Origin of the sequence: Vibrio pectenicida, from assembly GCA_024347015.1 — a bacterium.
GTDB classification, from domain to species: domain Bacteria; phylum Pseudomonadota; class Gammaproteobacteria; order Enterobacterales; family Vibrionaceae; genus Vibrio; species Vibrio pectenicida.
The window spans coordinates 50,330-75,040 of record AP024891.1 but is presented as its reverse complement, the minus strand read 5'-3'; the positions used below and the strand labels follow the sequence as shown (position 1 = coordinate 75,040).

Annotated in this window: 22 protein-coding genes; 6 read left to right on the top strand and 16 right to left on the bottom strand. The window is 40.4% G+C overall.

All coding sequences use genetic code 11. The features are described 5' to 3' along the window. Positions 1-193 precede the first annotated feature (193 nt). Together OCV27_RS20565 and OCV27_RS20560 are read right to left on the bottom strand one after the other, a co-directional pair. Entirely contained in the window at positions 194-535 is a 342-nt protein-coding gene (locus OCV27_RS20565; RefSeq protein ID WP_337969487.1) for a type II toxin-antitoxin system RelE/ParE family toxin, read from the bottom strand. A 12-nt stretch (positions 536-547) separates the two neighbouring features. Continuing rightward, complete coding sequence (locus OCV27_RS20560) at positions 548-796, bottom strand: type II toxin-antitoxin system Phd/YefM family antitoxin (protein WP_076585703.1); 249 nt, start codon at positions 794-796, stop codon at positions 548-550. A gap of 285 nt (positions 797-1,081) precedes the next feature. Here OCV27_RS20560 and OCV27_RS20555 point away from each other — a divergent pair, with 285 nt between their 5' ends. Next, on the top strand, positions 1,082-1,717 hold the full coding sequence (locus tag OCV27_RS20555) for a recombinase family protein (protein ID WP_125322382.1): 636 nt from the start codon (positions 1,082-1,084) through the stop codon (positions 1,715-1,717). Between the two features lie 131 nt (positions 1,718-1,848). Here OCV27_RS20555 and OCV27_RS20550 read toward each other — a convergent pair whose 3' ends face one another. From OCV27_RS20550 to OCV27_RS20535, 4 genes are all read right to left on the bottom strand, one after another. Next, complete coding sequence (locus OCV27_RS20550; protein ID WP_420919499.1) at positions 1,849-3,087, bottom strand: ISL3-like element ISVa10 family transposase; 1,239 nt, start codon at positions 3,085-3,087, stop codon at positions 1,849-1,851. A gap of 147 nt (positions 3,088-3,234) precedes the next feature. Then, positions 3,235-3,906, bottom strand: a complete 672-nt coding sequence (gene ptuB, locus OCV27_RS20545; RefSeq protein WP_125322384.1) for a retron Ec78 anti-phage system effector HNH endonuclease PtuB — start codon at positions 3,904-3,906, stop codon at positions 3,235-3,237. 5 nt (positions 3,907-3,911) lie between these two features. After that, positions 3,912-5,552: a retron Ec78 anti-phage system effector ATPase PtuA gene (gene ptuA / locus OCV27_RS20540; protein ID WP_125322385.1), complete on the bottom strand. Its 1,641-nt coding sequence runs from the start codon at positions 5,550-5,552 to the stop codon at positions 3,912-3,914. Beyond that, positions 5,545-6,477: a retron St85 family RNA-directed DNA polymerase gene (locus OCV27_RS20535; protein WP_125322386.1), complete on the bottom strand. Its 933-nt coding sequence runs from the start codon at positions 6,475-6,477 to the stop codon at positions 5,545-5,547. Before OCV27_RS20535 ends, ptuA begins: the two co-directional genes overlap by 8 nt. Before the next feature lie 941 nt (positions 6,478-7,418). Here OCV27_RS20535 and OCV27_RS20530 point away from each other — a divergent pair. Then, the gene (locus tag OCV27_RS20530) at positions 7,419-10,151 is read left to right on the top strand and encodes a BspA family leucine-rich repeat surface protein (protein ID WP_185759806.1); all 2,733 of its coding nucleotides are present in this window, start codon (positions 7,419-7,421) and stop codon (positions 10,149-10,151) included. A gap of 199 nt (positions 10,152-10,350) precedes the next feature. Continuing rightward, entirely contained in the window at positions 10,351-10,548 is a 198-nt protein-coding gene (locus OCV27_RS20525) for a hypothetical protein (RefSeq protein WP_125322388.1), read from the top strand. A 43-nt stretch (positions 10,549-10,591) separates the two neighbouring features. Here the strand turns inward: OCV27_RS20525 and OCV27_RS20520 are convergent, their stop codons facing one another. From OCV27_RS20520 to OCV27_RS20485, 8 genes are all read right to left on the bottom strand, one after another. Further along, positions 10,592-11,212 carry a DUF2913 family protein gene (locus OCV27_RS20520; RefSeq protein WP_125322389.1) on the bottom strand — a complete coding sequence of 207 codons (621 nt, stop codon included), beginning with the start codon at positions 11,210-11,212 and terminating at the stop codon, positions 10,592-10,594. A 198-nt stretch (positions 11,213-11,410) separates the two neighbouring features. Further along, a complete protein-coding gene (locus OCV27_RS20515; protein WP_125322390.1) occupies positions 11,411-13,516 on the bottom strand; it encodes a competence protein CoiA family protein in 2,106 nt (701 codons plus the stop codon). 202 nt (positions 13,517-13,718) lie between these two features. Beyond that, a complete protein-coding gene (locus OCV27_RS20510) occupies positions 13,719-14,870 on the bottom strand; it encodes a replication initiation protein (RefSeq protein ID WP_185759807.1) in 1,152 nt (383 codons plus the stop codon). Positions 14,871-14,956: 86 nt separating this feature from the next. Then, on the bottom strand, positions 14,957-15,586 hold the full coding sequence (locus tag OCV27_RS20505) for an AcaB family transcriptional regulator (RefSeq protein ID WP_125322392.1): 630 nt from the start codon (positions 15,584-15,586) through the stop codon (positions 14,957-14,959). Next, positions 15,568-16,134 (bottom strand): hypothetical protein, encoded by a 567-nt coding sequence (locus tag OCV27_RS20500; protein ID WP_125322393.1) that lies wholly within the window; start codon positions 16,132-16,134, stop codon positions 15,568-15,570. Before OCV27_RS20500 ends, OCV27_RS20505 begins: the two co-directional genes overlap by 19 nt. Continuing rightward, the gene (gene mobH, locus OCV27_RS20495; RefSeq protein WP_185759808.1) at positions 16,127-17,989 is read right to left on the bottom strand and encodes a MobH family relaxase; all 1,863 of its coding nucleotides are present in this window, start codon (positions 17,987-17,989) and stop codon (positions 16,127-16,129) included. Before mobH ends, OCV27_RS20500 begins: the two co-directional genes overlap by 8 nt. A 558-nt stretch (positions 17,990-18,547) precedes the next feature. Then, positions 18,548-18,727, bottom strand: coding sequence for a hypothetical protein (locus OCV27_RS20490; RefSeq protein WP_125322395.1), 180 nt, complete (start codon positions 18,725-18,727; stop codon positions 18,548-18,550). Positions 18,728-19,092: 365 nt separating this feature from the next. Further along, positions 19,093-19,359 (bottom strand): sigma factor-like helix-turn-helix DNA-binding protein, encoded by a 267-nt coding sequence (locus OCV27_RS20485; RefSeq protein ID WP_125322396.1) that lies wholly within the window; start codon positions 19,357-19,359, stop codon positions 19,093-19,095. A gap of 275 nt (positions 19,360-19,634) precedes the next feature. On the opposite strand from OCV27_RS20485, the gene OCV27_RS20480 reads away from it, so the two are divergent. Further along, positions 19,635-19,940 (top strand): helix-turn-helix domain-containing protein, encoded by a 306-nt coding sequence (locus OCV27_RS20480; protein WP_337969493.1) that lies wholly within the window; start codon positions 19,635-19,637, stop codon positions 19,938-19,940. Positions 19,941-19,944: 4 nt separating this feature from the next. On the opposite strand, the gene OCV27_RS20475 is transcribed toward OCV27_RS20480, so the two are convergent. Together OCV27_RS20475 and OCV27_RS20470 are read right to left on the bottom strand one after the other, a co-directional pair. Then, a complete protein-coding gene (locus OCV27_RS20475; RefSeq protein ID WP_337969492.1) occupies positions 19,945-20,898 on the bottom strand; it encodes an AAA family ATPase in 954 nt (317 codons plus the stop codon). Then, entirely contained in the window at positions 20,898-21,932 is a 1,035-nt protein-coding gene (locus tag OCV27_RS20470; RefSeq protein WP_125322333.1) for a DNA mismatch repair protein, read from the bottom strand. Before OCV27_RS20470 ends, OCV27_RS20475 begins: the two co-directional genes overlap by 1 nt. A gap of 512 nt (positions 21,933-22,444) precedes the next feature. Between OCV27_RS20470 and OCV27_RS20465 the strand changes: the two genes are divergently transcribed. Further along, positions 22,445-23,656, top strand: a complete 1,212-nt coding sequence (locus OCV27_RS20465; protein WP_125322332.1) for an AAA family ATPase — start codon at positions 22,445-22,447, stop codon at positions 23,654-23,656. A gap of 11 nt (positions 23,657-23,667) precedes the next feature. Continuing rightward, entirely contained in the window at positions 23,668-24,657 is a 990-nt protein-coding gene (locus tag OCV27_RS20460) for a ParB/RepB/Spo0J family partition protein (RefSeq protein ID WP_125322331.1), read from the top strand. The last annotated feature ends 54 nt before the right edge of the window (positions 24,658-24,711 follow it).

The following is a 24,711-nucleotide window of genomic DNA, read 5'->3' as shown; positions in this document are numbered from 1 at the left end:
TCAGTTGATCTATAGCACGTTTATAAGCTGAAAAATTAGGCTTGTTTTAACAAAATAGGCCTTTCCTAATATTTGACTGGATTTAAAAATATGAATCCTAGATAGGTTTTTCCCATTTTTAAGCTAGAAAAATTGATTTTCGTTCTGAAAAAAATGAAATTATCGAAGCACAACACATTCAACATTTTGCTGTTTATTTGTGAAGAATACAGTAATCAACAAGCGCCAAAGAAATATCTTGCCGTTGCCTTAACAAGATCAACCCAAGTGCCGTTTCGTCATCCACTACCTCGTATAGCAGCCTAAATCCAGACTTCGTGAAATCTCGAATATTTGTCACCCCAAGCCCTACAAGTTCAGAGCAACGAGAGTATATATTAGGGTTATGACCAACCTGCTCCTCGAAGGTGTCTAGAAGAGATTCAACCTGCTTTATTACATCGTCCACTTCACTCCATTGGTTCAAGTGATCGATGATATCGTTCATTGAATTTTCAAAGGTTTTTGTGTACTGGACGTTTACCTTATTACTCATAACCACCTAATGTTATTTCCGCTCAGATAATCGACGTCTCAAGTCTCCCGATGACATCACCTGACCTTGCAAAATATCATTTTTAGCAAAGCTGATCAGCTTTAAAAGTGCTATAGCATCTTGCCGATTTTTATGATCTTCATATGACTCCACAACATAAGCTGGCTTACCATTCTGTGTGATGGTCAAAGGCTCCTCGACGGGTAAATTGGCGGCATTTTTTTTAAGAAAACTCACGGTTTCCACATTCGTCGTATCCATAACGGTACTCCCCCTCTAATGACACATTAAATATTCAATCAGTAGAATTTATTTATTTTTTATAATGACTAGTATGATTTTTATTATTGAATAATACACTCAAACTCAATAAGGTTCAAATTTAGACTAAATATAAACTACAAACCTCTACACTGTATACATAACTAGTGCCATATGGGTATATCTCTATGTCATAATTTAAAATTGACATTAAAACCATATTTGTCATAATCTAAATGTCACACACGGTTAGATCATTACTTTAATGTCACCTAGGACGACTTTATGTACATATTTGGATACCTCAGAGCCTCAACAAGTGATCAGAATGCAAAACGAGCGCAAGGCACTCTAAACAGCTTTGTTCAAGATAAGGGATTTAGAGTAGCAGCATGGTATATTGAGAACGAATCTGGTGCATCATTACAAAGACCTGAACTACTTCGATTACTTGATGATGCAGCAGTTGGCGATGCTATCATCATTGAGCAGATTGATCGGCTTTCTCGTCTTGATGAAGATAGTTGGTTCAAATTAAAAGAAATGCTGTACGAGAAAGAACTTAAGGTCATAAGTCTAGATTTACCAACCAGTCATATTGCCTTTGCTCCCCAAATCACCGATGAATTCACTCGCTCGATGATCAAGGCCATTAACGGGATGATGATGGACATGCTCGCCGCTATCGCGAGGAAAGATTATCAAGACCGTCGCCGTCGGCAGGCTGAAGGCATCAAAAAAGCCTTGGAAGAAGGAAAATATAGAGGACGGCAAGCCGACCATGAATTGCATGAAAAGATTTACCAACTTAGAGTGGTCAATGGCCTAAGTATTAGCGATACAGCAAAACTGACCAACGTATCAACCAGAACCGTTATTAGGGTGGCCAAAAAGTTATCAGAGGAGCGCCTAGATAACTGATATTTTGAAAATAAAACAAAGGCAGAACCGAAAGATTTTTCTATGTCGATTCTGCCCCAAAATTCGTTAGAATAAAAACTCAGTTATATTCTATTTACCCTATCCCCCTTACAAAATTGGCTCTTCTCCGCTTAGGTGAGCTTGATATTTGGGTAAAAAGTTGAGTGTGTATCTGGAACCGATGTTTGTCTGATCTTCAATTTGAAATAGTCTGTATCTCTCACCCCTCTTGCTCTTCGTCTGAGTAAGCCAATCGAGACATTACCCGCTTCTACCCGAGCGTTAGTCAGCTTGTATTTTCCGTAGTTACAAATACCCACTTTTCTTTCCAATAAAGCATCGGCAAAATTAATTAAGGACAGTATTCTGGTCGATTTGGCAAGACGGCACCAAGCTTCTAGAGCTGCCACCATTGTTTCGTAATCGGCTTCATCCCATATGGCTTGTAGCTGCTCTTTGAGCATGTAAACAACGCACAAAGTCTTGTTGCTCTCAAGTAAGTCATCAAGTCTATCAGACTGTCTATCATCCAATTTGTGAGCGTTTTTCAGTAGGAGGAAGAGCGTTCCTTTCAACATCTTTTTTTCGTCGTGAGAGCCATTTCTAAACGCTTTTGTTCTCTCTTTTTTGATTAAGATGCAGTAGTTCTGCATGACATGAAATCGGTCAAAAACAATATCAGCATTGGGAAGCATTTTCCTGACCGCCGACTGGTAAGACTGGCCCATATCCATTGATACTGCTTTGATTCCTGATTTGGTTTCTTCTGATAGTTGCTCAAAGAAGGAGATCAGAACTTCTGCTTTTCGGCCATGTTCAACCCAAATTAAATGCCCAGAGACAAGGTCATAAACAACCGTCATATAATCGTGTCTCTTGGCTCTGGCAACTTCATCGACACCAATATGAACCAAGTTATTCAGTTTCTCGGGGTCTAATGCTGGTAAGCTTGAACGCAAGTATTCCCTATCGATGTTTTTTACTGTTTCCCAGCGAATTCCTAAATGTTGAGAGACGGCATGTATGCTCATGTGGCGACATAACCCACTGATGAACTTGCAAAAGCGAGCGGTATAACGACCACCTTTAGCCACATATTCAGTCTCTTCGATCAACCGTCGTCCTTCTTTGTCTCTAGTTTTAGCCAGCTCAACTTCAATCGTACAAGGCCGCCCACTCACAGGTAAATCTTGAAGACGCCTTTTAACGTAGTGATCGACGGTACAGGAAGCCCCTGATATTGGCTCTTTGACTTTATACCTACGGTCTCGACGACAGCGAACGAATACGCTTTGGGACATTTCTTCTATTGAACAAGATTCAACACACTGGCCTTTAAAGCTAAATAACGAGGAAGACAAAGACGACAAAATAGACTACTGACTTATTATTTAAAATAAGCATTATAAATCATGTAATTATGATGAATGAGTCTGTCCACACAGACTCATGAAAGCGGAGAAGAGCCCAAAATTTTATCCGAATTCACCTCAACTATAGGCTGTATCTAGGGCTGTTTAGTATTGCTCATGATGTGTCCACAAATGTTCTAATGCTGTTGAATGCTCGACTTCTTTAATTCTGTTTAATGCATCAGATAACTCAGCTTCCAAAAGTTCAGCTAGCTCACCAGTATCATCATCAACTAGCATCTCCCAATAACTATCCGCCAAACTTTTTTCTCCAGCGATAGCAGTTTTCCGTGAGTTTTCTAGCGTACTATCGCCATCAAGATTGAAAACAGCAATGGTGTTATCAGCAATTTCTTTATTTTGCTGTGTTAAGCCAGTTCTAGGTCTAACTTTTCCAGAATTAAGGAAAAGTATTAACTCACTAGGATCCATCACGTCAGGTTTACATACCTTGGCTAAGTCTATTTTTTTAGCGGCTGGAGCCTCATCTTTGTACTTCCCACAACGATTCGGGTTGTTACATGAACCAAATAAGTTATCCCAATTAAAGGTCATACTAGGTACTTGGCCCTTTTGAATGAAATGCTCAATATGTCTTTTGGTATTATCTTCATGTAACTGGCACTCACAATACGCACAGAACCCACGTTGCATGATGTTGAGCTTTTCCCAAATATTGTTAGTTAAACCATTGGTTGAAATAACAGACCAATTATCTCGACCATGCCTAAATTGAGCTAAACAAAGGGGAGCATCACTACGAACTAATTTCTTCATCTGAATCAAATCCCTTTTAGTGCTCTGGCCTTTAATTTGAATTCTTGAGTTCTAATGTCGCCTTTAATTTTTACCACCTCAGGGTGATCAGCACCGAAATGCTTAACAATTTCATCAAATAACTTTATACCTTCCTTCGATTTCCAGAGGTTCTCTGCAACCAAAGCCGAATAATCAGAAAGCCAACTTGCTTCGCAAACTGGTGGGACAGACAACGTTCCCATAATCTGTTCTAGAACATCAGAGCTACACACACCTTTGGTCTGATGTATTGGTTTGTCTATAGAAGCAACTCCATTGTCATTAAATCGAAGTATACGAATGCAATCTTTATCTACAGTCGACAGTACCTGGGGGCTATGAGTGGTCACGATGAATTGGAGGTTAGGGAAAGTCGCTTGAAGACCAACTAGGATTTCTTGTTGCCATTTAGGGTGGAGGTGTGATTCAATTTCATCAATAATTACAATTCCATGACCATGTAAAGGGGCATCAGCGTCAGGATTTAGGTTAACTAAACGTCTTGCCAAATCTCCAGAAAGAGCGATCAGCATCTTCTGACCTTGCGATAACTGGGCTATATTCACTCTATTCCCAAAGTTATCAACCATTAGTCTGACCTTTCCTGAACTACGATCCACTTCAAGATTTTTTATTTCTGGAACAAGCGCTACTATTGCTCGATTGACTAGCTCTAAATGTCGTTGATATTTTGCTGAAGATTGAGTCGTTAGTAAGTTCGCCAACTCTTGTTTTTTAGCATTTAACTTGGCACTGAATGCATCATTTTCAGGAAGTACTTGCCCTGCATATACATCATCAATAGTAGCTTGCAAAGTAGCTATCTGAACCTTCAGTTCTTGAACTTCTTTAGTCTCCTCTCCTTTTGCTCGATTAACCAACTCTATATAAAGTTTAGAAAAATCTTCCAGTTTCCCGCTTCCATCCAAAGCGGTCTTAAGGTCAGAAAACCTATTGCTGACAAAGTCCCCTGACGATACCTCTGTGATCGTTGAAGACAATGAAAAATCTGAGCGTTCAACCGAATAGAAAACTAAAAGTGGAATATTTATTAATGGATTTTTGGCGGTGCTTTTATACATATCAGCAACTTGTCTTATAGCTACTACATCCGTAGGTGAATTGCCATCATACCCAGAAACAGTGCTACCAATACTCGCATCAAACTTATTCTGCTTATCAAATTTAAACTTGGTTGCTACCTCACTAAACTCTTTAGAGCCAACATGGATATCGCTTTCTGTAATCGGTCTACCAACTACATCTGTTTTTTCCAGATTATTATTCAACCACGACAATGTCTTCGCAATAGCTTCTGCAACACTCGTTTTTCCAGCCCCATTGGCTCCGATGAGAACAGTAACTTTCTCATCAAATGAAACATCAAGAGCCGTAAATCTTCTAAAGTCAGTCAGGTTTATTGAAGATAAAACAAGTTTCTTTTCAAGAAGCGCAGATTCTACTTTAGTCAAATATTGACAAGCTAAGCCCTCATCTTTCTGCTCTACATTTTTACCTTCAGAGTAGTTTCGATACAGTTGATACGAAGATTGAAAATTCCCTTTATCTGAGCTTTGAATTAGGTGTTTAACAGATCTGCTTCTATTTTTACGTGACTTAGCCATTTGATTCCTCAACAATTTGAGTAATTAACTCAGCTGAATATTTTCGTTTCAACGATTGAACAAACACAGGTTCTACATGCTTAGCGAAAGCAATAAGACCTCTAAGGTGTTGCCTATCCTCAGCATCAAGTTTATTTAGTTTAACTTGATACACTAAATGCTTGATATATCTTTTGCGCTCTCTTCCTAGAGATAGACTCCCATCATTACTAATGGTGATACCTGTAACATGTCTATTGTGAGCTCTAGATGAAAACCTAGTTTTCTTTCTATTGATTCTTATCGCACTCCCAAACAAAACAGCAAGCTTTTCTTTTATAAGCTCAGGAAGGGTAAAAAGAGAGTCCTTATGCTTGGTTGAGAAGGTCAAATCATCAGCATACCGCGTATACATAATTTCCTTTTCAACGCATAGCTTACTGAGAGTACAATCAAATTGGTACATGAAGAAATTTGATACTAGTGGAGAACTCGGTGCTCCTATACTAAGAACTAGAGCACCTCCCGTAGTTTTACTTGGGCACCAGAAAAGTAAGTTTTCTAAAGTTTGCTTATCTTGGTCTGAAGGCAAAGGCAGTATTGACTCCCAAACTTTCCAAAACAATTTATCAGAGATGGAATTGAAAAAGTTTTCGAGATCTAGCTTGAGTAAGTAAGGGTTATTTTTATGAGCAATTGCATTCTGCTTAATGCTCATTCCTTTTCGATAAGCCATTGCAGAGTCATGGATAGGTAACTGTTGAAGTTCCAAATACTTACGCTGATACTCTTTCAGCTCTTTAGAGGGCTGAGCAATAACTCGGTGTCCAGAGGTACGCTTTGGAATGGTATAGACTTTGTACCTTTTAGGCGCACTCAGCAAAAAGCGAGCGACTTCGTCTTCACTCTTTTTCAACTCTAATGCTAGTTGTTCTATCAAAGTCATTTTTAATCCCATAAAAAAGCCCAAGAGTATCACTCTTGGGCTTAACTCTTTACTAGAGGAAGCGATAGGTTCGCAACCTGATTGACGAACGGAGTGAGGAGATCAGGTTGCGAACCTATCGCAACCATAAAACCGTTCAATAAATTAGAGTCTGGCTAAACACCCGACTAGACGAATTCGTCCTAAGCTAAAGAGCTATTTCATTATATAGTAAGTTTATGAGGTTATTCAATTTTATGTTGTTACTGTTCTACTCTTAGTAATGCGTCGCTAACCAAGTAACCGCTTGATCCAACGAAAGAAGCTATCAAACTTGTTCTTGAGCGGCTGAAGTACAGGCACTGGTATTAGTACTGACAAAGGTAAGGTAGATACCTTGTCTTTTGAATATCTACGTGTTTGTAATTAAACCTGTTGCTGTGCACAGGAGTTTCACATTAAGAAAGCTTATCTCAACACCCCTTATAGAATTTAAAATCTAAATGGTTTCTGTCCAATTTTGTTAGAGATCAATATATTTATTGTAACTACCCTACAAATTAAAAGGCCCTCAATGATGGAGTAAAACCTTATTTTTATCTGTCAATGACAGGTGTAGATCGATATCCCCTACTTCATTGACTTAGTCGCTTGCATTAGAACTTGAGAAAGTCGAATTAACCTAGAAGACAAAATGGCGCGGAAATATTGGGAAAATTAGCTCATTTCTACTTATTGGTTTACTAATTTACACCCTGTTAGCTCGCTGTATTCTTGTAAAGACGTTATTACTTACCACATATCCTAGAAAGATAGTAAGCATACTAGACTCTTGGTCATTAAAACCAAGTCAAGAAATATATTAAGATACTGATTATTAGTGAAATTTTTCTAATTTACATGGATGCCTTTCATTTTTAGGGGTAGTATTTTTCTTTTTTATACATTAAAAAATGAAATATATGTTCAGAAATATCACTAAAATATTGATGCTTTCTTTGATATTGACAGCTTGTTACGATGATTCTTCTACGTCCGAATATTCAAACTGTATTATCACAAGTGAACAAAAAAAAATTTGTTTGCCAGATTCACAGAAAGGTCAAGCTGGTCACCTCATGAAGGTTGAGTTGAAAGGGACTATCCCAAAAAGTAATACTCTTAAGTGGGCTTTGCGCGATTCAAATGCCACTGGAGCGACTCTACCTCTCGTGTCCATACAAGGTAATGTAGGAACATTTGTTCTACCTGCTACAGCTACACCCATTCAGTTCAGTTTAGAGATTTCTGAAATTGGTGCTTTAGGAGATGAAGTGTTAGTTATGCCAATTGACGTTGAAGGTAGGAATGGGCTAATTCTAAATGGCATAAATAGTGTTGTATTAAATGAAGTTGGTGATTTAGAGCTACGTTGGCTACCAGCCGTTACTTTGACTGGTGAGTATTCTATGGAAGAAAGGTACTATGTAGAGGTCAGCCACTTACTGAATGGTCAACCAACACAAGATAGCGTTGTATATGATACAACTGATCACCAAATCATTATTCCCGTTTTACTTTCTGAAGTCTATAAAATTACATTGAGTGTTGAAGTAAATGGGGTACGTAGTTATTCAGCGCCTTTTGAATATAAAGTTGCTGATCAAGCTCCGATCTTGAAGACAATAAGAAACATAAACTCAAGCACGGAAATAGATCCTAATGATTATGCTATTGGTGATGTATTCAACATCAATGGATCACTTATGACGATACGTGAAGATATTAATGAGATCAAAAATTTATTCCCTGCTAAGTGGTACGACTTATATAAAACTGAAGCTCCTTTAACCTTTACTGGGCGATACGTTGGGTTTACGGATCAGGAAGTTATGGCTCACTCAAATGCTTTGAATGGTGTGAGTTATTATGGGAAGAGATTAACTCCTATAAGTATCCAATTCCCAAATAAGCGTTTAAATCGAATAGTCTCCTATAAGTCGAATGAAGAGGGGGTACCAACTAATACTTTCAAAGCCTGCGAAAATTTCGCTCAAGGTGAAATGAAAGTAGAGGTTTGCTTTAAAGAAATTAGTAAATCAGAGTTTGAGTATGAAACAAACTGGCACGGAGAAGATTTAGTATCCGTTGTAGGTATTGGGCTAAATGCTACTTTTGAAGTTGAAGCAAAGGCAAGCGGTTCGTTCTCATTCCCTGAGGTATCTTTCCGCCTTTACGGAGCATCTGTCTATAGAGATTTCCCTATTTTAGGTAGGGTACAAATTGATATAGGAGCAGATGTGGGCCTGAAACCAGCAATAAAGATAGGCCCAAAATTTTCGCTCGGAACCAAGATGGAGGTATTCATGCGAGCTAATGCAACTTCAACAGTCACTAATGAATCCCACTCTCCAGTATTGACTATGGATATGGGAGGTGATTTTGACATTTCATTTTCCCCACTTCATAAAGATCGATACTTCGAATTCGAAGGGTTAATGCTTAATGATCCGACTCCACTTGAACTCGAAATATTTAGTGGAATATTTCCCAAATTCGTAATAGGTGACGATAGGTTAGATATCCAAATAGGCGCTAAAAGTACCTTAAATAATAACTTAATGTTACATCGACAAAAGCAAAGTTTAGCCATTGATTGGCCGATATGGTCAAGTGTAGGAGGTGAACTGAAAGTTGTGCCCAGCGCCTCTGCTAGCGCTGACTTGGAATTTAATGGGAAACATTTTGAAAATTCATTAACAGTTGAATTGGAGTCATTAGAGTGGCGTATATACAAAGCTCCCAAAATGATTGAAGCAGCAATGTATTCTACTAAACGTTGCTATGATAGAACCTACCAATATCCTGTCGGTGCCGCACCAATCTTCCACCCTATGTACGGCCACCTCAATCCCGGAGACTCATTTAGTTTGGCTATTGCTAAAAATGAGAAATTTACATTTAAATTTACAGAAGTAGGAAGTACCAACTATAAATATCACAGTTCATATAAATATGATGACGTTCAAGATAAGTTCGATATTGAATCTGTTCCTAGTGAAGGATTTAGTATCGAAGCTTTTGATTCCTATAATGATGATACAACTATAAATATCGCTCACAAATTTACTTCAGGAGATGATTTTCAAGATTTAATGTTTCCGATTTGGGCTTTTGATATTTATAAATATGGCAATGTACCAAATACTTACGGTTGGGGGTGTTGGGGGAAAGGCTTTGAGATTAAGACAGATATTAGGGAATTTACAGCATATAAAATTCAAGATTTTTCTGAAAATACAATGGAAACTATCCGAAAGTCGGGTAACCCACAACCTTCCAATTTCCACACCGTTAGGTGTCCTGAAAAAAACGTCGGGGAAGTTTTTAAAGTCAATGGATTCGAGTATAAAGTCGTTAACAATGGATCTTTTTTTGGATCAGATCGTTTAAAGTTTAATAGTGGGTTACTTAAATTTTGCACCTCACATGTAACTAATATGTCAGGGATATTTGCCAAAGTATCATCAATTCCAGATATAAGTAATTGGGATACCTCTAGCGTAACTAACATGGATATGATGTTTTATAGGGCAAAAGAGGTTAGTCAGGACCTCTCAAGTTGGGATGTAAATAATGTCGTTTCCCACAGATATTTTTCAGAGGGAAGTGGATTAACTCAGTTACAGCTACCTTATTTTTCTATACATGAGTAAAAAAATCCTAGTTTGGTTCAGTGGTCCTGGGTAAAAAAGATGAGATCTAAATCATTAATACGGCATACCAAATTCTAGGTCTATTAACACTCTCAAGTATGAAACCCTCATTATTTCAGTCTAATATTAAATAGGTGCCAATACTCAACTAATTTCATTTACTTTCAAAACGTAGATCGAAAAACGGCAAGAGTTATATATGGAAAAAATTGCTGCCTTCATTGGTGTGATCTGTTGTTGCTTCGGTGCATTTCTCTGCTTCTATGGGATTCGAGGTTACATTATCAATGACCATTCTTGGGCGTTCGTTCTAGTTAACGGTGTATCCGTCACCATTTTGGGAATCATTCTTACTGTGTTTGGTGGGTACTTTGCTAAAAAAGAGCATAGGCAGTAAGCGGAATGAACCCTCCCCCCTATCCATTTAACCAAACACAAGATCAAAACGCCAGTGATACAGGTGAAGACCCCTCTATGTCTTCTCGAGTCAATAGAAAGTGTGTAATGCCTTCTTCGTCTGTGTGTTTTATGGTTGCAACATACGGAGATGTTACGCTCACACACTCAACCACTCGCTGAGGCTCCGGAGTTTTGACCCAAAAAACCAGTGCTTTGACCTGCCGGTTATCATCATCAAATCCCGTTTCAATCTCTTTCTGTGTCATATAAATAGTTTCATCACTCACGTCATCTGCCTGCTGGCCATCGGGCGCTAACCTTGACGAGTAACCATTCTGCTCGCACAGATTATTGAACAAAATGTATAGTTCATCGGCCTGAGAGAACTTGGCTCGATAATCCAAGTTCATCTGGTGAATTTCGAATAACCTCACCAGTAAATTTCCACCCTTGCGTGCAATGGCTAGCATGGTTTTGATGTCTTTTTTGCATACGGAGTACTTTGATCGACTGATCTGCGCTTTGAGATATTTGACAAGGATGTCATTACTTCGTTTGGGAGGAATAAATCGCGTACTCTGGGCCTTTTGCATCAGAATATGCAGTAAGGCATGCAATACTACCTCAGACAAAGCCTGATGATATTTCAACTTGAAACTCATTGTATTTACCACTCCAATGACAGCACAGCAAAAAGCAGAGTGAGTCCAAACCTTGTCCTAGAGTAAGTAAAGGCAGTATAAGTGATAGAGATTTAGACTCATTCACTGCTTTCATTCAAGAATGAGTCATCGTATCGAACCCTTCACTGAAATGCAAAGCGTGCCTGTGGACAGGGGTCGCCACACTACTTACCCTATTCAATCTGAACCAAAACACCTTAAGCTAGCGTCATAGAAAATATTCTTTATCGTACGAGCATCACTTCCTCGATAGTATTGATCTACCAATTCGTACACGATATCGAGTTTGAGGTGTACAACTTTGTCACTACGGTATCCATGTAACTCCATATGCGCTAAACAGGCCCTCATCCTCTTAATCCCTTCACCGTTTTTTTTAAACCAGGGGTAAAGGCTCGGCTGCTCCATATCATGCAGTTCTTGGTAGAAACGCTCAACATGTGAGATCAAATCAGCCTGAAAGTCAGATAATACCTTGCGTGTGGCACGCTGATATGACTCAACTCTTTTCTTTCGAGGGTCTCGTTTATGTAGATTCTCTGCACACAGGCTAAAAGCCGAATCCAACTCCATCTTATATTTCCGCGACGGCGATGAAGACCACCCATGCGATAAATTTGGATAATAAGTCTGCTTATATGTGGTAAAGGCATTATCAATAGCAAGATCGAATGCATGTTCAAGCTCGGCGGCTCGATCCCTGAATCCAAACTCCACCGCTTTTCGGACAATTCGATTCTTTTTCAACTCAATGACCGAGACATCCTCTGGTATATCAGAAAAGCCTTTTTTAAGTTCTGCAATAAACGCTTCACGTTCGTTGATGTGGTTATTCAATGATTTTTGTTTGGCATCGTGTTTCGCTTGCGCTAATCCAGTGCGATGTGATTTGAGCGCTTCTAATCGACATTCGACTCGAGAAAGAGCCCTATTAATGAACGAGCCTATCTTTGAGTCACCGTATTGCTCTACCTCCCTTGCTACGTTCTTTATTCGGTTGTAATGAGCTTGAACACCATCTTCAAATTGAATGCGCTCAATACCAAGCAAGTGCTCCCTAATGGTCTGACGTACAAACCGAATTTTTTCAGCAGCATCTTTACGCGCTTGTCGAGTGACGAAATTCGTGTAAGCCGCCTCTATATTTTTTTTGGCTCTCTTCTTATAGTCATCTAGCCTCTCGGCAACACATTCATTATCTTGGGCAATGATGACACTGCCAATTTGCTTAAGCGCCTCTTTATAGCCAGTTTCACTTTCAAATATCGACTCAGCACGCGCAAATTTTCTAAGTATGAGAATGTCGCGCGCAAGCGCCTGGCGATCGTCGATTCTCTTTTCATCCAACGCTCTTTTAAAGGCCACTGAAGTGTTCACGGCAAAAGGCAGCCTTTTTCTTGGAGCGAGATTAAGGTCCTCCAGTTGAACCCACTGGCTATGTTTCACAATATCCATGGTTTTTAAGGTAGGATCATACGTGGGAACTGGATACAGCACTTCGAAAGTCACATTACGGTGAGTTTCCATACGCTCTATCGCTTCATCGGACAGCACAAAAGCATTGCACTCAACCTTTAACAAGGCATTTATTGACGCTGTTTGCCGTGAAGCTGGCGACCCATACAAAATCAAATTTAACGTCACAAGATTCGTTTCTTCGCAGTTGGGACTGAATAACCAAAGGAGGTTATACCCCTCCGTTCTAAAGAACTTTTCTCGTTCATAGACCACTTCAGGATTCATCCACCAACGGGTTAACTCGATGACAAACCGATTTCCGTTTACATCCATAAAACTGATATCCGGTCTACGTCTTTTGTCTATCTCAGGATCTTTTGAAAAAATAAACTTTTCAACTCGGACGTCCTTACACCCAATAGCATCAAGGTGACTGGCAAGAAAATGTTTGGTCTTAAAATGCCACTGGCCTTCACCTTTGTAGATTTGTCCTTTACCAAAGAAGCTTTCCGAGTCGGAATAAAACGAACAGACTTTCATTTTTTCAATAGAGGGGGCTCGAGTTGGGATATGACGAAAGTGAGCCTCAGCAGTCGCGTTCTTAGCAATAAAATGAACCGGACACTTACATATACTGCATTTCGCGTACACACCATTCTCAGAAAAACTCTTTGCAATGAAACTTTTTAAAATAGACTGAGAGATATCGGCGTCGGAAGTATCAGAGCCCATCAAATCTATCAATTCACTCGCCAACACCGGTCGTTCAAAGTGCTCAACTTCCAGTTCCCAAAGGCTGTGTTTTTCTACCGTATCAATCCACATACTGATGTTCACCCAAACCCTATCAACCTTGAATGTGCCAATACTAATAGGGAATAGATTGAAATTAAATGCATATTTCAAGTAGAGACGCTAACCACGGAGTGTTAGTCCACATTTTGGTGTGTGTGGAACCTCTTTACCCTTCAGGTTCTCATTCACTATACTATTGGAGATGCCTAGCCATCATGGCAGGATAAGAATACTACGAAGGTGCAGGATCAACATCATGATCAGGTGACTCATCACTCCTAGCCTCACCAACCAAACGTAATGATCCACTGGATCTCTTTTCATTCTCTCTGCCCCCCAAAAAAGGGCGGATATCTGATACAGCATACTTAACATGACCATTCACGTATTGAAGCAACCGCTTTAATGTGATGATGTCTGGGCGCTGTTTGACAATATCGATGGCAGATTGATATTTGGCCACCGTCTGGCGGGTTTTTCCGATCAGTGTGGCGATAGCCGCCTGTGTCACGGCTTGGCCTGCATTTAATAAGTACTCTGAGGCCTCTAAAATGGCCTTCATCGTCCCCTGCTGACGCGCTTGGTGGGTCCGTTTTGCCGCAAGCGACTGACGCTTCGCCTTAGGTAACGAGGGATCGAGACGCATCACTCCACGATTCGCACACTCCCCTGTATAGTTTTCCCATGTCCAGCGAGCCACACTCTTTACGGTCGCTTTGACTTCACTTTCAGGGAGGTTTGATTGCCAACCCTGTACCAAAAATTGATTCAGATGCTTAGCTTGATTGGTAATGCGATTAAAAAAATCCTGATAGCTCCCAGAGGCTTTCTCATGAGAAAAAATGCTGTAGGCAAAGTGACGAAGGCGGTGGAACAGTGTGCAATTTCTCGAATGCGACGTATCCTGCTCTTCGTTACTTGCCCAGGACGGCAGTGATTCAAGTTCCACACTATCAGCCAGCTCACCCAACTCGTACAGGGCTCCATGACATTCTGTGGTACGCCATGCCGGATGATGCGGCGTTTTCGCTACGGGCCCAGCGTAACAGGGGTCAGCATTAAGCGCTGACGCCATGGCACGATAAATCGCTTTCATGTACTCGATAGGCCGCCGACGCGCGGCATCACTGGTACACACCGGCACAATCGCATAAAACAGATGAGCGTGGCCTGTTTCAGGGTTACTGACAATAAAATTGGGCGTGGGTAGGCCCGTATCTTGCCATACCCAAGGATTATCATGGTCCAAGTCAAACACTAACCAAGACACCATATCCGGTCGGTTCACCTGTACGTATGGCCAACGTATCGCCAAGTCGCGTGGACGAACCAGCGCCGCCGTTTTATTGTCTGAGCAACGCGGGAGATGAGCCAGCGTATCCATAAAGTGGGCCATGCCCATGCTGCTGGGTGCCTGATGTGATGGCGACAGCCCTATCACATGGGTGTTTGCTAATCCCGACACGAACGTTAATGCCTTCTCGTAATATAAGGAGCGTGATCTGCGCGTTCGATGGAATCCATTATCTCAAGCGGCAAAACACCAAGGCGCTTGATCACTTTGTCACGTTTGGGATTGGGCGTTGATTGCGTCAAGGTATCTCGATTCAATCCTGAGTTATAAAACTTATAACGGTGAAAAGCGTTCATCATCGTATGCAGCGCTTTGACCAACTGGCTCTTGCGTTTCTCATACGCTGGACGTGTCACGTTGGCCGTTCTAAAAGCAATCATGTTTTGAATCAACGCCTGATCTACCGTGCCAAATACGCGCAGCATTAACCACCCCATGGCCGGTGTGTGGCGATCGGGTGAGAGGCAGCGCCCCTGCAAATCCAGCCAGCTGGCCTCACCAGCGCGATCGCTTTCTTCGGCCAGCCCTTCTTTGGCCACGGATTCAAGTTTATACAAGGCTTGCTCGATATTGAGCAAAGCTAAGTCCGCATAGGGATCGTCTTTTTTTGTCGCGATTTCCAATGCGGTCAGACGCTCCAACATAAATTCAGCGTAGCTTTTAGAAAACTTGGGTTTGACATCCCATAGGCGGGTGACAGTATGAGTAAACAACACCATCTCTTTCATCATGATAACTTCTTCCATTTCTCACATTCAGACCAAATTGCTCGTATCGAAATCTCACAGGTTTGGGCAATGCCCAAGATATTTTGGTGTGTCAATGCCACCACGTTCGGCTCTTTGCAAAACGAACCAGAGCGTTGAAATGTGCCGGCGTACTCACACAGAAGGTGATAGACCTCGGCCTCTTTATCCGGCGGCACCACTCGCTGGCGAAGGCCCTCGTCGATGGGCACTTTGGCCGCCCAAGACGCGTATTGCTTCGCAGTCCCCCCAAAGAAATGACGGATAAACGCGCGGCAAGCATTCAACTCTAAGTACGGAACCAACTCGCTAGGCACCGCCGTTCCCAAACACTGCTCAAGTATTTTCGCCGCCGCCCCCTGCGCTTGACGAGAGCGAGCCATTTCTAAAATATCAGCGGCGCTCATCGACGCCATATGTCGCAGCCTTTGTGGGGAAACACCGTATTGATCAATGAGGGCCTGACGATGCTCAGGAGAAATACTCATCTCCGTGATTTTCATCAGCAAGTTACGTGAAATCTCCAAATCAATATCAATCTTACTCATCGTTACTCCACTCCAAAGCAGGGTTTACTGAAAGCCGCGCTCTAAGCTTGTCACTCAGTGGCCACAGCATCATGTTGAGCGGCTTATCGCCACCTTTTACGCCAATACGATGTATCGTTTGTCCCGTAGACTGAGGCTTAAGGACCACCTTTTGACCCAAAGTACGTTGTATACCTGGATAACGCTGTTCATAGTCACCGCCAGCGGTACGCTCTTTCAAAAAGGTTCGAAATACATTGGGTGATGAGACCGCAAGATAGTCACCCACTCGATGAAACAAAGCGCCTTGGGTGTTTGTTTTATGAACACCACCACAAATGACCGCGTCTACCCATTCCAGAAACGCGTCAGTCAGCTGATCATCGGAAGCGTCGGTGAGCGATAAGGTACGAAGAAGAATGGACGCCTTGAGTGACGGCGTCACTGGTTGATGGTGCTCGTCCAGTGAGGGACGGTTTGTTTCTAGGTTGGCGACAGAAGGCGTCGCCAACCCCATCGCCAATTGCATCAGTTCATCGTCCATCGAAGACGCCACTCCAGTGGGCGCCTCGCCCAAAGACACAGGAAGCGCAATCGGCGTTCTCTCTGGATCCGACTCAGAAGATACCCCTTCGACATTAGCCATACTCGGCGCGGTGACGTCATTCTGCTCTTCCAAAGCAGGCGGCAACTCGGTGATCTGTCCGGTTAAGGGGACTAAATGGGCGTCAGGCAATAACGATGGCCAGGCGACTTTTAAACACGTGAGCGTTTGTGTCCAATCGCTGTCAGACAGATGGATGTCACAACGAAAAATAGCTTGGCCATCGTCCCCTGAGACCACCAACCCTGATTGTTGCAACTCATTAAACAGCTTGCTGTTGTTGCTAGGCACATTACGTATCCCTCGCTCCATCAACTGAGCCCGCAGGGTATCGGCAATCGGTTTGCACACCAGGTAAACGTGATCCCCAAACACAAACCCTTCAGCCCCTTTTCGATTGAGCGGCAGCTTCCCAGATCCAAGTAAGTATTTTAAGGTGGTGCGGAGTTGACCCGACAAAGAACGCGTATACCCTGCGGCAGCTTGTTCAGCGGCCTCAGAAATGGCCTCCCCTTCCGCGCCTAAGTCTTGAGCAACGCTCGCCGCATCGGCTTGACTGACAATATCGGCCACGACGTTGTCGTCTTGAGGTTGTCCTGTGAGACACGCCGCCATCGTCGCCCATAAAAATCGATCATGGGTTAACGCTCTCATGGGCTCTGCTGATATGACCCGTGACAGTAACGATCCTGCTAACGTTTGGTGAGTCTCATACTGGCGATCATCGAAATAACGGTAACGATACGGTGTGGTGATAGGCGTGGTGTAATCCCAAGTCATGGGTTGGTCATTCTCACCCAATAACTGGATCTCGAAATCAAACAATTTACCCACATCATGAAGTAAAGCCGTCAGGAACACGCCGTATACCCAAATGATTTCACGAAAGATCCGATCTTCCGGTTCAACATTGGGCGGGAGCGTATAGTTACGTCGTACTCTCAGCGCATAAATCGCCGTATCGAGACTGTGCAACAACAGCCCCTGAGGGTACGCATGATGATGATATTGAGACGCGGGCAATGCTTGGACATACGACGCCAGACTGACCACCGTATCAATCACATAGGTGTCCCAAAGTTCATAGGGCAAGCCTATGCCACTGCGCTTTAACGTCACCAGTTTGCTTTGTATACGCGAGTCCGACAACAAGGCTTCCCTTGATATCGGAGCCAAAAAGCCCTCGGGCAGTACAGTAGGTCTTGGTAACCCTGCGTTTTCTTCTTCACCCCACCAACGAAGGAAAGAATCTAAGGTCTGCATCCATTTCATTTTTGTTCTTCTTAAGCCGTGATACCGCATGGCAGCATCGAGATAGACAACATTTTCATTTTGCCCAGCCCTACTCGCGTCTCACTATCAGACGCGCGCAGGCATACCTAACTCAAACCACTCCAGACACACCAAGGAAAACGCAAGGTGCGCGAACAGAGTGCCGGATAGAGGCACATCACTGTGAATTCATCACAATTGTTGGGTATAGAAATCGACGTCATCGGCGTACACGCTGCGCTTATCACGCATTGGATACGCCATCGATTCTTTTGGCTTGTAAAGAGCAAAAAGGACAGTGAATAAACACAAGCCTTCGCTGTCTATGACAACGTGCTCTGATGGTATTGGTGTGGTCGCTTAGCTGCGTCATACAACGACAGGGCGTCCGAAGAAAAACGTCGAGGTTTTTCGTGATGATCCCTTCAATCTGACCAAGTCAGACCGCGACACGCTTCCAAGGGGCATTTAAGGCTGAGCCGTGTGCTTTTCTTATCCACATCAGTGAATATGGTTCACAGTCTAGGTATCACTGAAAAAAATGCAAGCAAAACTCTATCATCCACTCACGAAAAATCGTGAAGTGGCACTGTGTACACTATTCAATAAATCGATGGAATAATCGGTGGTGATGTCTGTGTTTTGTTGCTGATTAAGTTCAACGATGAACATTATGCTCTGAATAGGGCCAAAACCTGACCATAGAGCAGTCGCCTCAACAAACTGTAATATCGGCATCTGTGAGTCTTTAAAACGAATTGACCCAAACCGTATCAACCCGTGATGGATTGACCCAGTTCTTAGACACGCATCCAAATGACTGAATGTTGTCCCAATATACCGCTTGTAAGGTATGAGGTCCGCTTTATTGAGTTAGGTTGATTATTAAAGAGCCAATGACGTTTTTCTCACCAGTGAAATGTGAACATTTCCTAGTGATGAATAATAATTTTTAATATTTTTAGGGGATCTATTTTACGCGATTAGTCAATTACATGAAAATCAGCGTGTCCCCCCCTCTATGGGGCGTCTACAAGAAAAGGGCAATATCTCATAATTCAATGTAAACAGAGGTAAAAACGTTACAGCATGGTGTTTTATGATTAAAATTGCAGCACTTGAGCAAGACGTTTAAAAACGATGTAGGCAAGCTCATCAGCATCATCAATGCCCTGAGTTTTTTTCATCGTTTTCATGCCACGCTCAAGATGTGTTCGCAATGTTGATGGCTGAATATTCATCAATTCGCAAATTTCTTCTCGGGTGTACATCAAACTCAGTAACAAAGCTATCGCTTGCTTCGAGGACAACTCGGGTAAACTGGTGTTCGAAATTGATTGAGCGTGCTCTAAAATGCGTTTATCTGGCATTTCTACCCCTAAATCACATAAAAAATACGCCAACTGTCAATTGTCTATGTTGTTATGTCTATCATTATAGACAACGATAATCCTATAAAGTGAAACATCTGTGCCTGAAACGAATCACGAGAGATACGTCAGTGTTCAAGCGAAGTGGTTTGAGTAAGTTTTTAAAGAGCTAGTTCAGTAACTCAAAATGTAACATTGTTACTTATAAAGTTCAATTCCACCGAGATAAATTTTTAGTTATGCTTGAGTTGTAGATAATTGCTGGTTAAGAAGAGATGCTGCTCAATTTTCGGGATAAGATAAGACTTCATATAGATGGTAGTGGAAAAAGTGATTCCGAAATCGCGAGAAAAATAGGTGTTTCTCGCGTAAGTGTAGGAAGGTGGAAAAAAGATGGACGTATCACACGAGAAAACTTAGTAAAACTTTGTAAAATTTTGGGGGTTAGCGAACGTGATTTTTATTCCGATGATGTATCTTTAGAGGTGCCATTAAAAAAACTCAATATAATAAAAAAAATTGCTGATTTAGATAATAATCAGCTAGATGTTATACAACGTATAGAAGACTTATTAGAATAATTCTCTATAAAACATCTGATAAATCTTCATCATCACCCTCTTCTACAACCGATGGGACTTCTATTTTTGGTGGCTCCTGAAAAACCTTATTGATTACTTTTCTTTGAGGTCCTGAATTTTTCAGCGCTCTAAAATTATTTCCTTCTGATGAAGTATAGGTAGGGTTATTAGTGCCTAATCTTCGAATAATATTTCCTTCACTAATATCTGTTAACCTAATTAACTTTCTCTCATCTCTGCTAAGGTGATTGGCCTTCACATAGTTCAATACTAAATTTGAACCGTCATGGTACAAAGAGACTATAAGCTTTGCTAGCCTTATAACAGTTGTTAGGCCAGCTCCAGAAGCCATATTTATAGCCTGTTTACCTCTTATTTCGTCTTTGTTAACATGGTGAACCAATAAAATAGAAGCACCTGACTCTTTAGCTAATTGCTTAAATGTGTTCTTTATGAGTCGATCGTCCTTCACTTCATCACAAGCCCCTATAGCTTCTGTCACAGTATCAATAATAACAAGGTCGTAATTTTTCATTATTGATATTAATTCTGACAAGTATTGGTGGTGATTCATCTGCTCCGCTGGCGAACTAGAAGGAGGTATCACCAGAGGTTCAATTTCTGATAGAAAGTCTAAATTATTATCGATTTCTTCCCTAACTATATTATCAATTTCAGCGTATTTATTGGCAAGACGTTCTCCCAAAATTGAATAGTCATCTTCTGTTGATATTATTAAAGTTTTTTTAGGTTCTATTCTAGAAGATACTCCCAAAAAATTTTGGGAGCTAGCATGCTCCATACCAATACTAATGGCAAGATGGGACTTGCCTATTCCAGGAGCCGCAATGAGCATTCCCAAATGTCCAGACAGTAGCCCATTCAACGAGTATTCCGGTTTGCTAACACCATTATTATGGTTGTTAATTAATTGAGGTACGTTACTAGGAATAATCATTACTTCTCTTCCTCTATAGTACCAATATAATATAGGTACAATTGACCATCTTCCTTCATACGAATTTGAATATAAAAGTCATTTTCTATTTGCTTCATCATTTCAGAATCTAAGATTAGTTTCTTTAGTGATGTTCTGAAATTTATACCCACAGGGCTAGCCATTGATTGGATGTACTGTTCCATCATCCAATCTAACTTTTTTCCGGAAGCAAACTGCTTCTTGTGAGTTTTCAGATACTTTAAAAAGCTCCGAATAGAAGGTTGACTATAGTTAGCCATCAAAAACTGTTCTTCTCTCAAAAAGAAACCATGATCCTTTATAGATTTCAGTAATGAACGTTCTAAGATAACAAAGACATGATTGGCAACAGCATTCCCTTTATTTTTCCCATTTTTATTTTTTGATGGGTCATAACAGACTCGAAAATCTTTGATAAACCTAAGAGGTTTCCTATCCATTAAGCTTCCATCATCGTCAATTTGGCTAACTGTCAAGAAAACAGCAAACAATTTAGCTATACGATCTTCTATCTTTTTATAATTGGTCCTATGAGGAGTCAATCCCATTCGTATCGCTAACTCATACATGCTCATAGACAGAACAATTGAAGATTGGTCATCGATAATGTTGTAAGGGTGATTTTCTGATACCACCTCTATTCCAGATATGGTCTTAAGAACAGATGACCAAGTAAAGGGAAGGCCTTGTTCACGTGACTTTTTATCAAGAGTTATCTTTGTAGCATAAGCTAGTAAAGTATCCAATAAGTCGCGATGTCCTTGTAGGAGATAATCAACATACAAATCAACTCTATAACTATTTCCGTAACTTGAAATAATTGATGTACCTAGAGGAGTATCAAATGTAGTACCTCCATTCTCAGCAACTTCAACCAATTTTTTTTTCATGAAACTTGTTAAAGTTAATGATGGGTGGAACACCGTTGCTCTCGAGTATAAAAGTGAAGAAATAAAAGCGTTCTTCCTTTCTGACTCTTCATGGACAACGATATTACCTAAATCTTTACCCATTCTATTGCTCCCAATATGAACTTACGCAGATTACTATAGTATTGGTTCCCGTTTTAAAATGCTTTAAGATCAAAGAAAACGCAGATTACTATATGTATGACAAGCTGATCTTCACGCAAAATACTATTCATTATTAGCTAGTATTACATAAATCACTCAAATTACCATAATTAAAACTCAGAATACTATATACCCAACACTTAAATTACGATAAACATCACGTAGAGTACTACAAATACCACTTAGAATACGATACCAATCATGCAGAATACGATACCAATCATGCAGAATACGATAATTTAGGACTTACTCTAAGAAATAAAGAAACTAAGATCCGTTAGGATCTTTAGTTTCCTTCCACTTCACCTCACAGGAGGTTTGTGGCAACCCGACATGATAAAAATATCTAAGATGATATTTTAACCATGTCGCGTTTCATTGTCACTAACACAAAAATATGTTGCAAACTCATTTTTTTGAGTCAAAATGCTAATTCAGAAAGGAGATTGATAATGTTATTGAGTCAGATAAACGAATTAGGGAAAAAAGCTAAAAGTTCAAGGATCGTACGATCACAGATTCAACAAGAAGTTAAGCAAGAAGTTACTAGCAGAACATATTCACAGAGGGAACTTCAACGATTGCTTAGATTTACTAATAAGCCTATAGCAATGAATACCTTAAAAGATGTAATGCTTACGATGGGAGAAGCTGGTTGCAACTTTCCAAAAACTTCAACAAATCAGTATAAATTAAGTATTGAGAACTGTTACGAAGTAGCTGATTATTTAGGTGTTCAGAAATATAGAGATGGTAACCTTGATAGCTTTGTGTGCATATTACAGAATTTAAAGGGAGGCGTTGGTAAATCTTTAGGCACTAATATGCTCGCTGATGCATTAAAGCTTTTAGATCGATATGTTTTACTTCAAAACAGAGTTCTTGTGATTGATTTAGACCCTCAGGGAACAAGTACTCAACAGCTTCTTCCTGGATTTGAGATATCTGACTCTGATCTTACTTCAATACTAGCAATGGCAACTGTCGGTGTAACTAAAGAAGATCTCATTAATCATGGCATTAAAAAAACATCTACTACAGGAGTGGATATATTGCCTTGTGGTACAGCTGATGGATTTCTAGCTGATGATCTAGACTCAGAAGAAATATGTAATGGTGAAAAATATTTTAACCTTCTAAAAGAGAGAATTATCAAACCTCTTTCTAAACACTACGACTTTATTTTACTTGATGCTGGACCCCATATGGACAAGGTTATGAAGAACTGTTTAGCTGCTGCTAACGGTATTGTTATACCGATTCCTCCAACTTTCTATAACTGGGACTCAACCATTCGATTTGTTGAGAGACTTCCAGAGGTTTTATCAGATATGGTAACTGATGGAATGTCACTAGAAAATTTGAGGTTTATTGGGGCATATACATCTAAAGATACAAGCCATAAACAACAGCACGATATTGATATATATGAAAGTGCTATAACTGAGATGTATGAAATATTTGGACATCAATTCGTAATGAAGCATTCCTTACCAGCGGAGGAAGCCTATGAGCGTTGTACTGATAGTTCTTCAACTATTTTTTCTGTTCTAAAGAAGGACTACACAGGTAGTAAAGATGCTTATAGTCGAGCCTTGACTACAGCAACTAACTGGGCACAAGAACTTATTGAAATGTTAATGCATTATCATAAATCTAATTGATAGGAACAGTTATGAGTAAAAGCGCACTTGCATTAAGACTAGAGAAAAGAAAAAAGGCTGTTGAGGCTGGTTCTTTGGGTTCAGAAGATACCATTTTAGAGAATAATACCACTAGGACATTGAACCTTGCATCTGGGATAACAGTTGATTTGAAACTACATTCATTTACTGGGAAAGCTAGTATAGAGAGTAGTACTGCTGTGGATTCATCAAATATAAGAATCCAAGACTTATTAAATGATGAAAGCTTAAAAGATATATTGTCTAGTATTGAAGTTGGTCAGCTTTACCCTGCCATTGGGTATATGGAAAATGGGATAGTTAAAATTGTAGATGGCTCTAGACGTAGAAAAGCAGCCATGATTAAAGACTGTACTTTTTCTGTTGAGGTAGCCGATAGTAAGATCTCCTTAAAAGATGCGGAAGAAATTGTTCGTATCTCAGAGCAAAAAAGAAAGTTATCGTATATTGAGTGGGGAAAATATTATCAAGCCAAACTTGATAGCCATGTGTACCCGAATGCTAAATGTTTAGCTGAGAAAGAAGGCATTTCGACTGGCTACGTATCTTTGTGTCTTAATGCAGCTAAGTTACCTGAAGAAATAATAGATGTTTTTATAGATTTAAGCCTAGTCTCCACACAAAAAGATACGAGGGCATTAGTAGAGATTGCGAACATCCTGAGAAATAATGAGTTGTCACCGAAAGACTTCATAAATAATATTCAAGATGAACTATCAGATGTATTAAGCAAGTCTAATACGCCTGAAGAACATACAGAAATGGTTCTCGCTGTTCTTTTATTTTCAGTAAAACAACTACTTAAAAAATCAAAGGGTGAGTCAAATAAAGCTGATAAGCAGCTACCTAAGTTAGAGAAGCTTGGGGGAGGTGTTACTTTTTTAGTAAAAAGTAAAGACTCTTCTGTGATAAATCTTCGTAAAGTGCCAGAAGATAAGCGTAATAAAATAAAAGATTTCATTAAAGAGCTTATGAAATAATGCCGACAATTATCACACACTAACTTAATGATTATAATGTATAATTTTATTTTT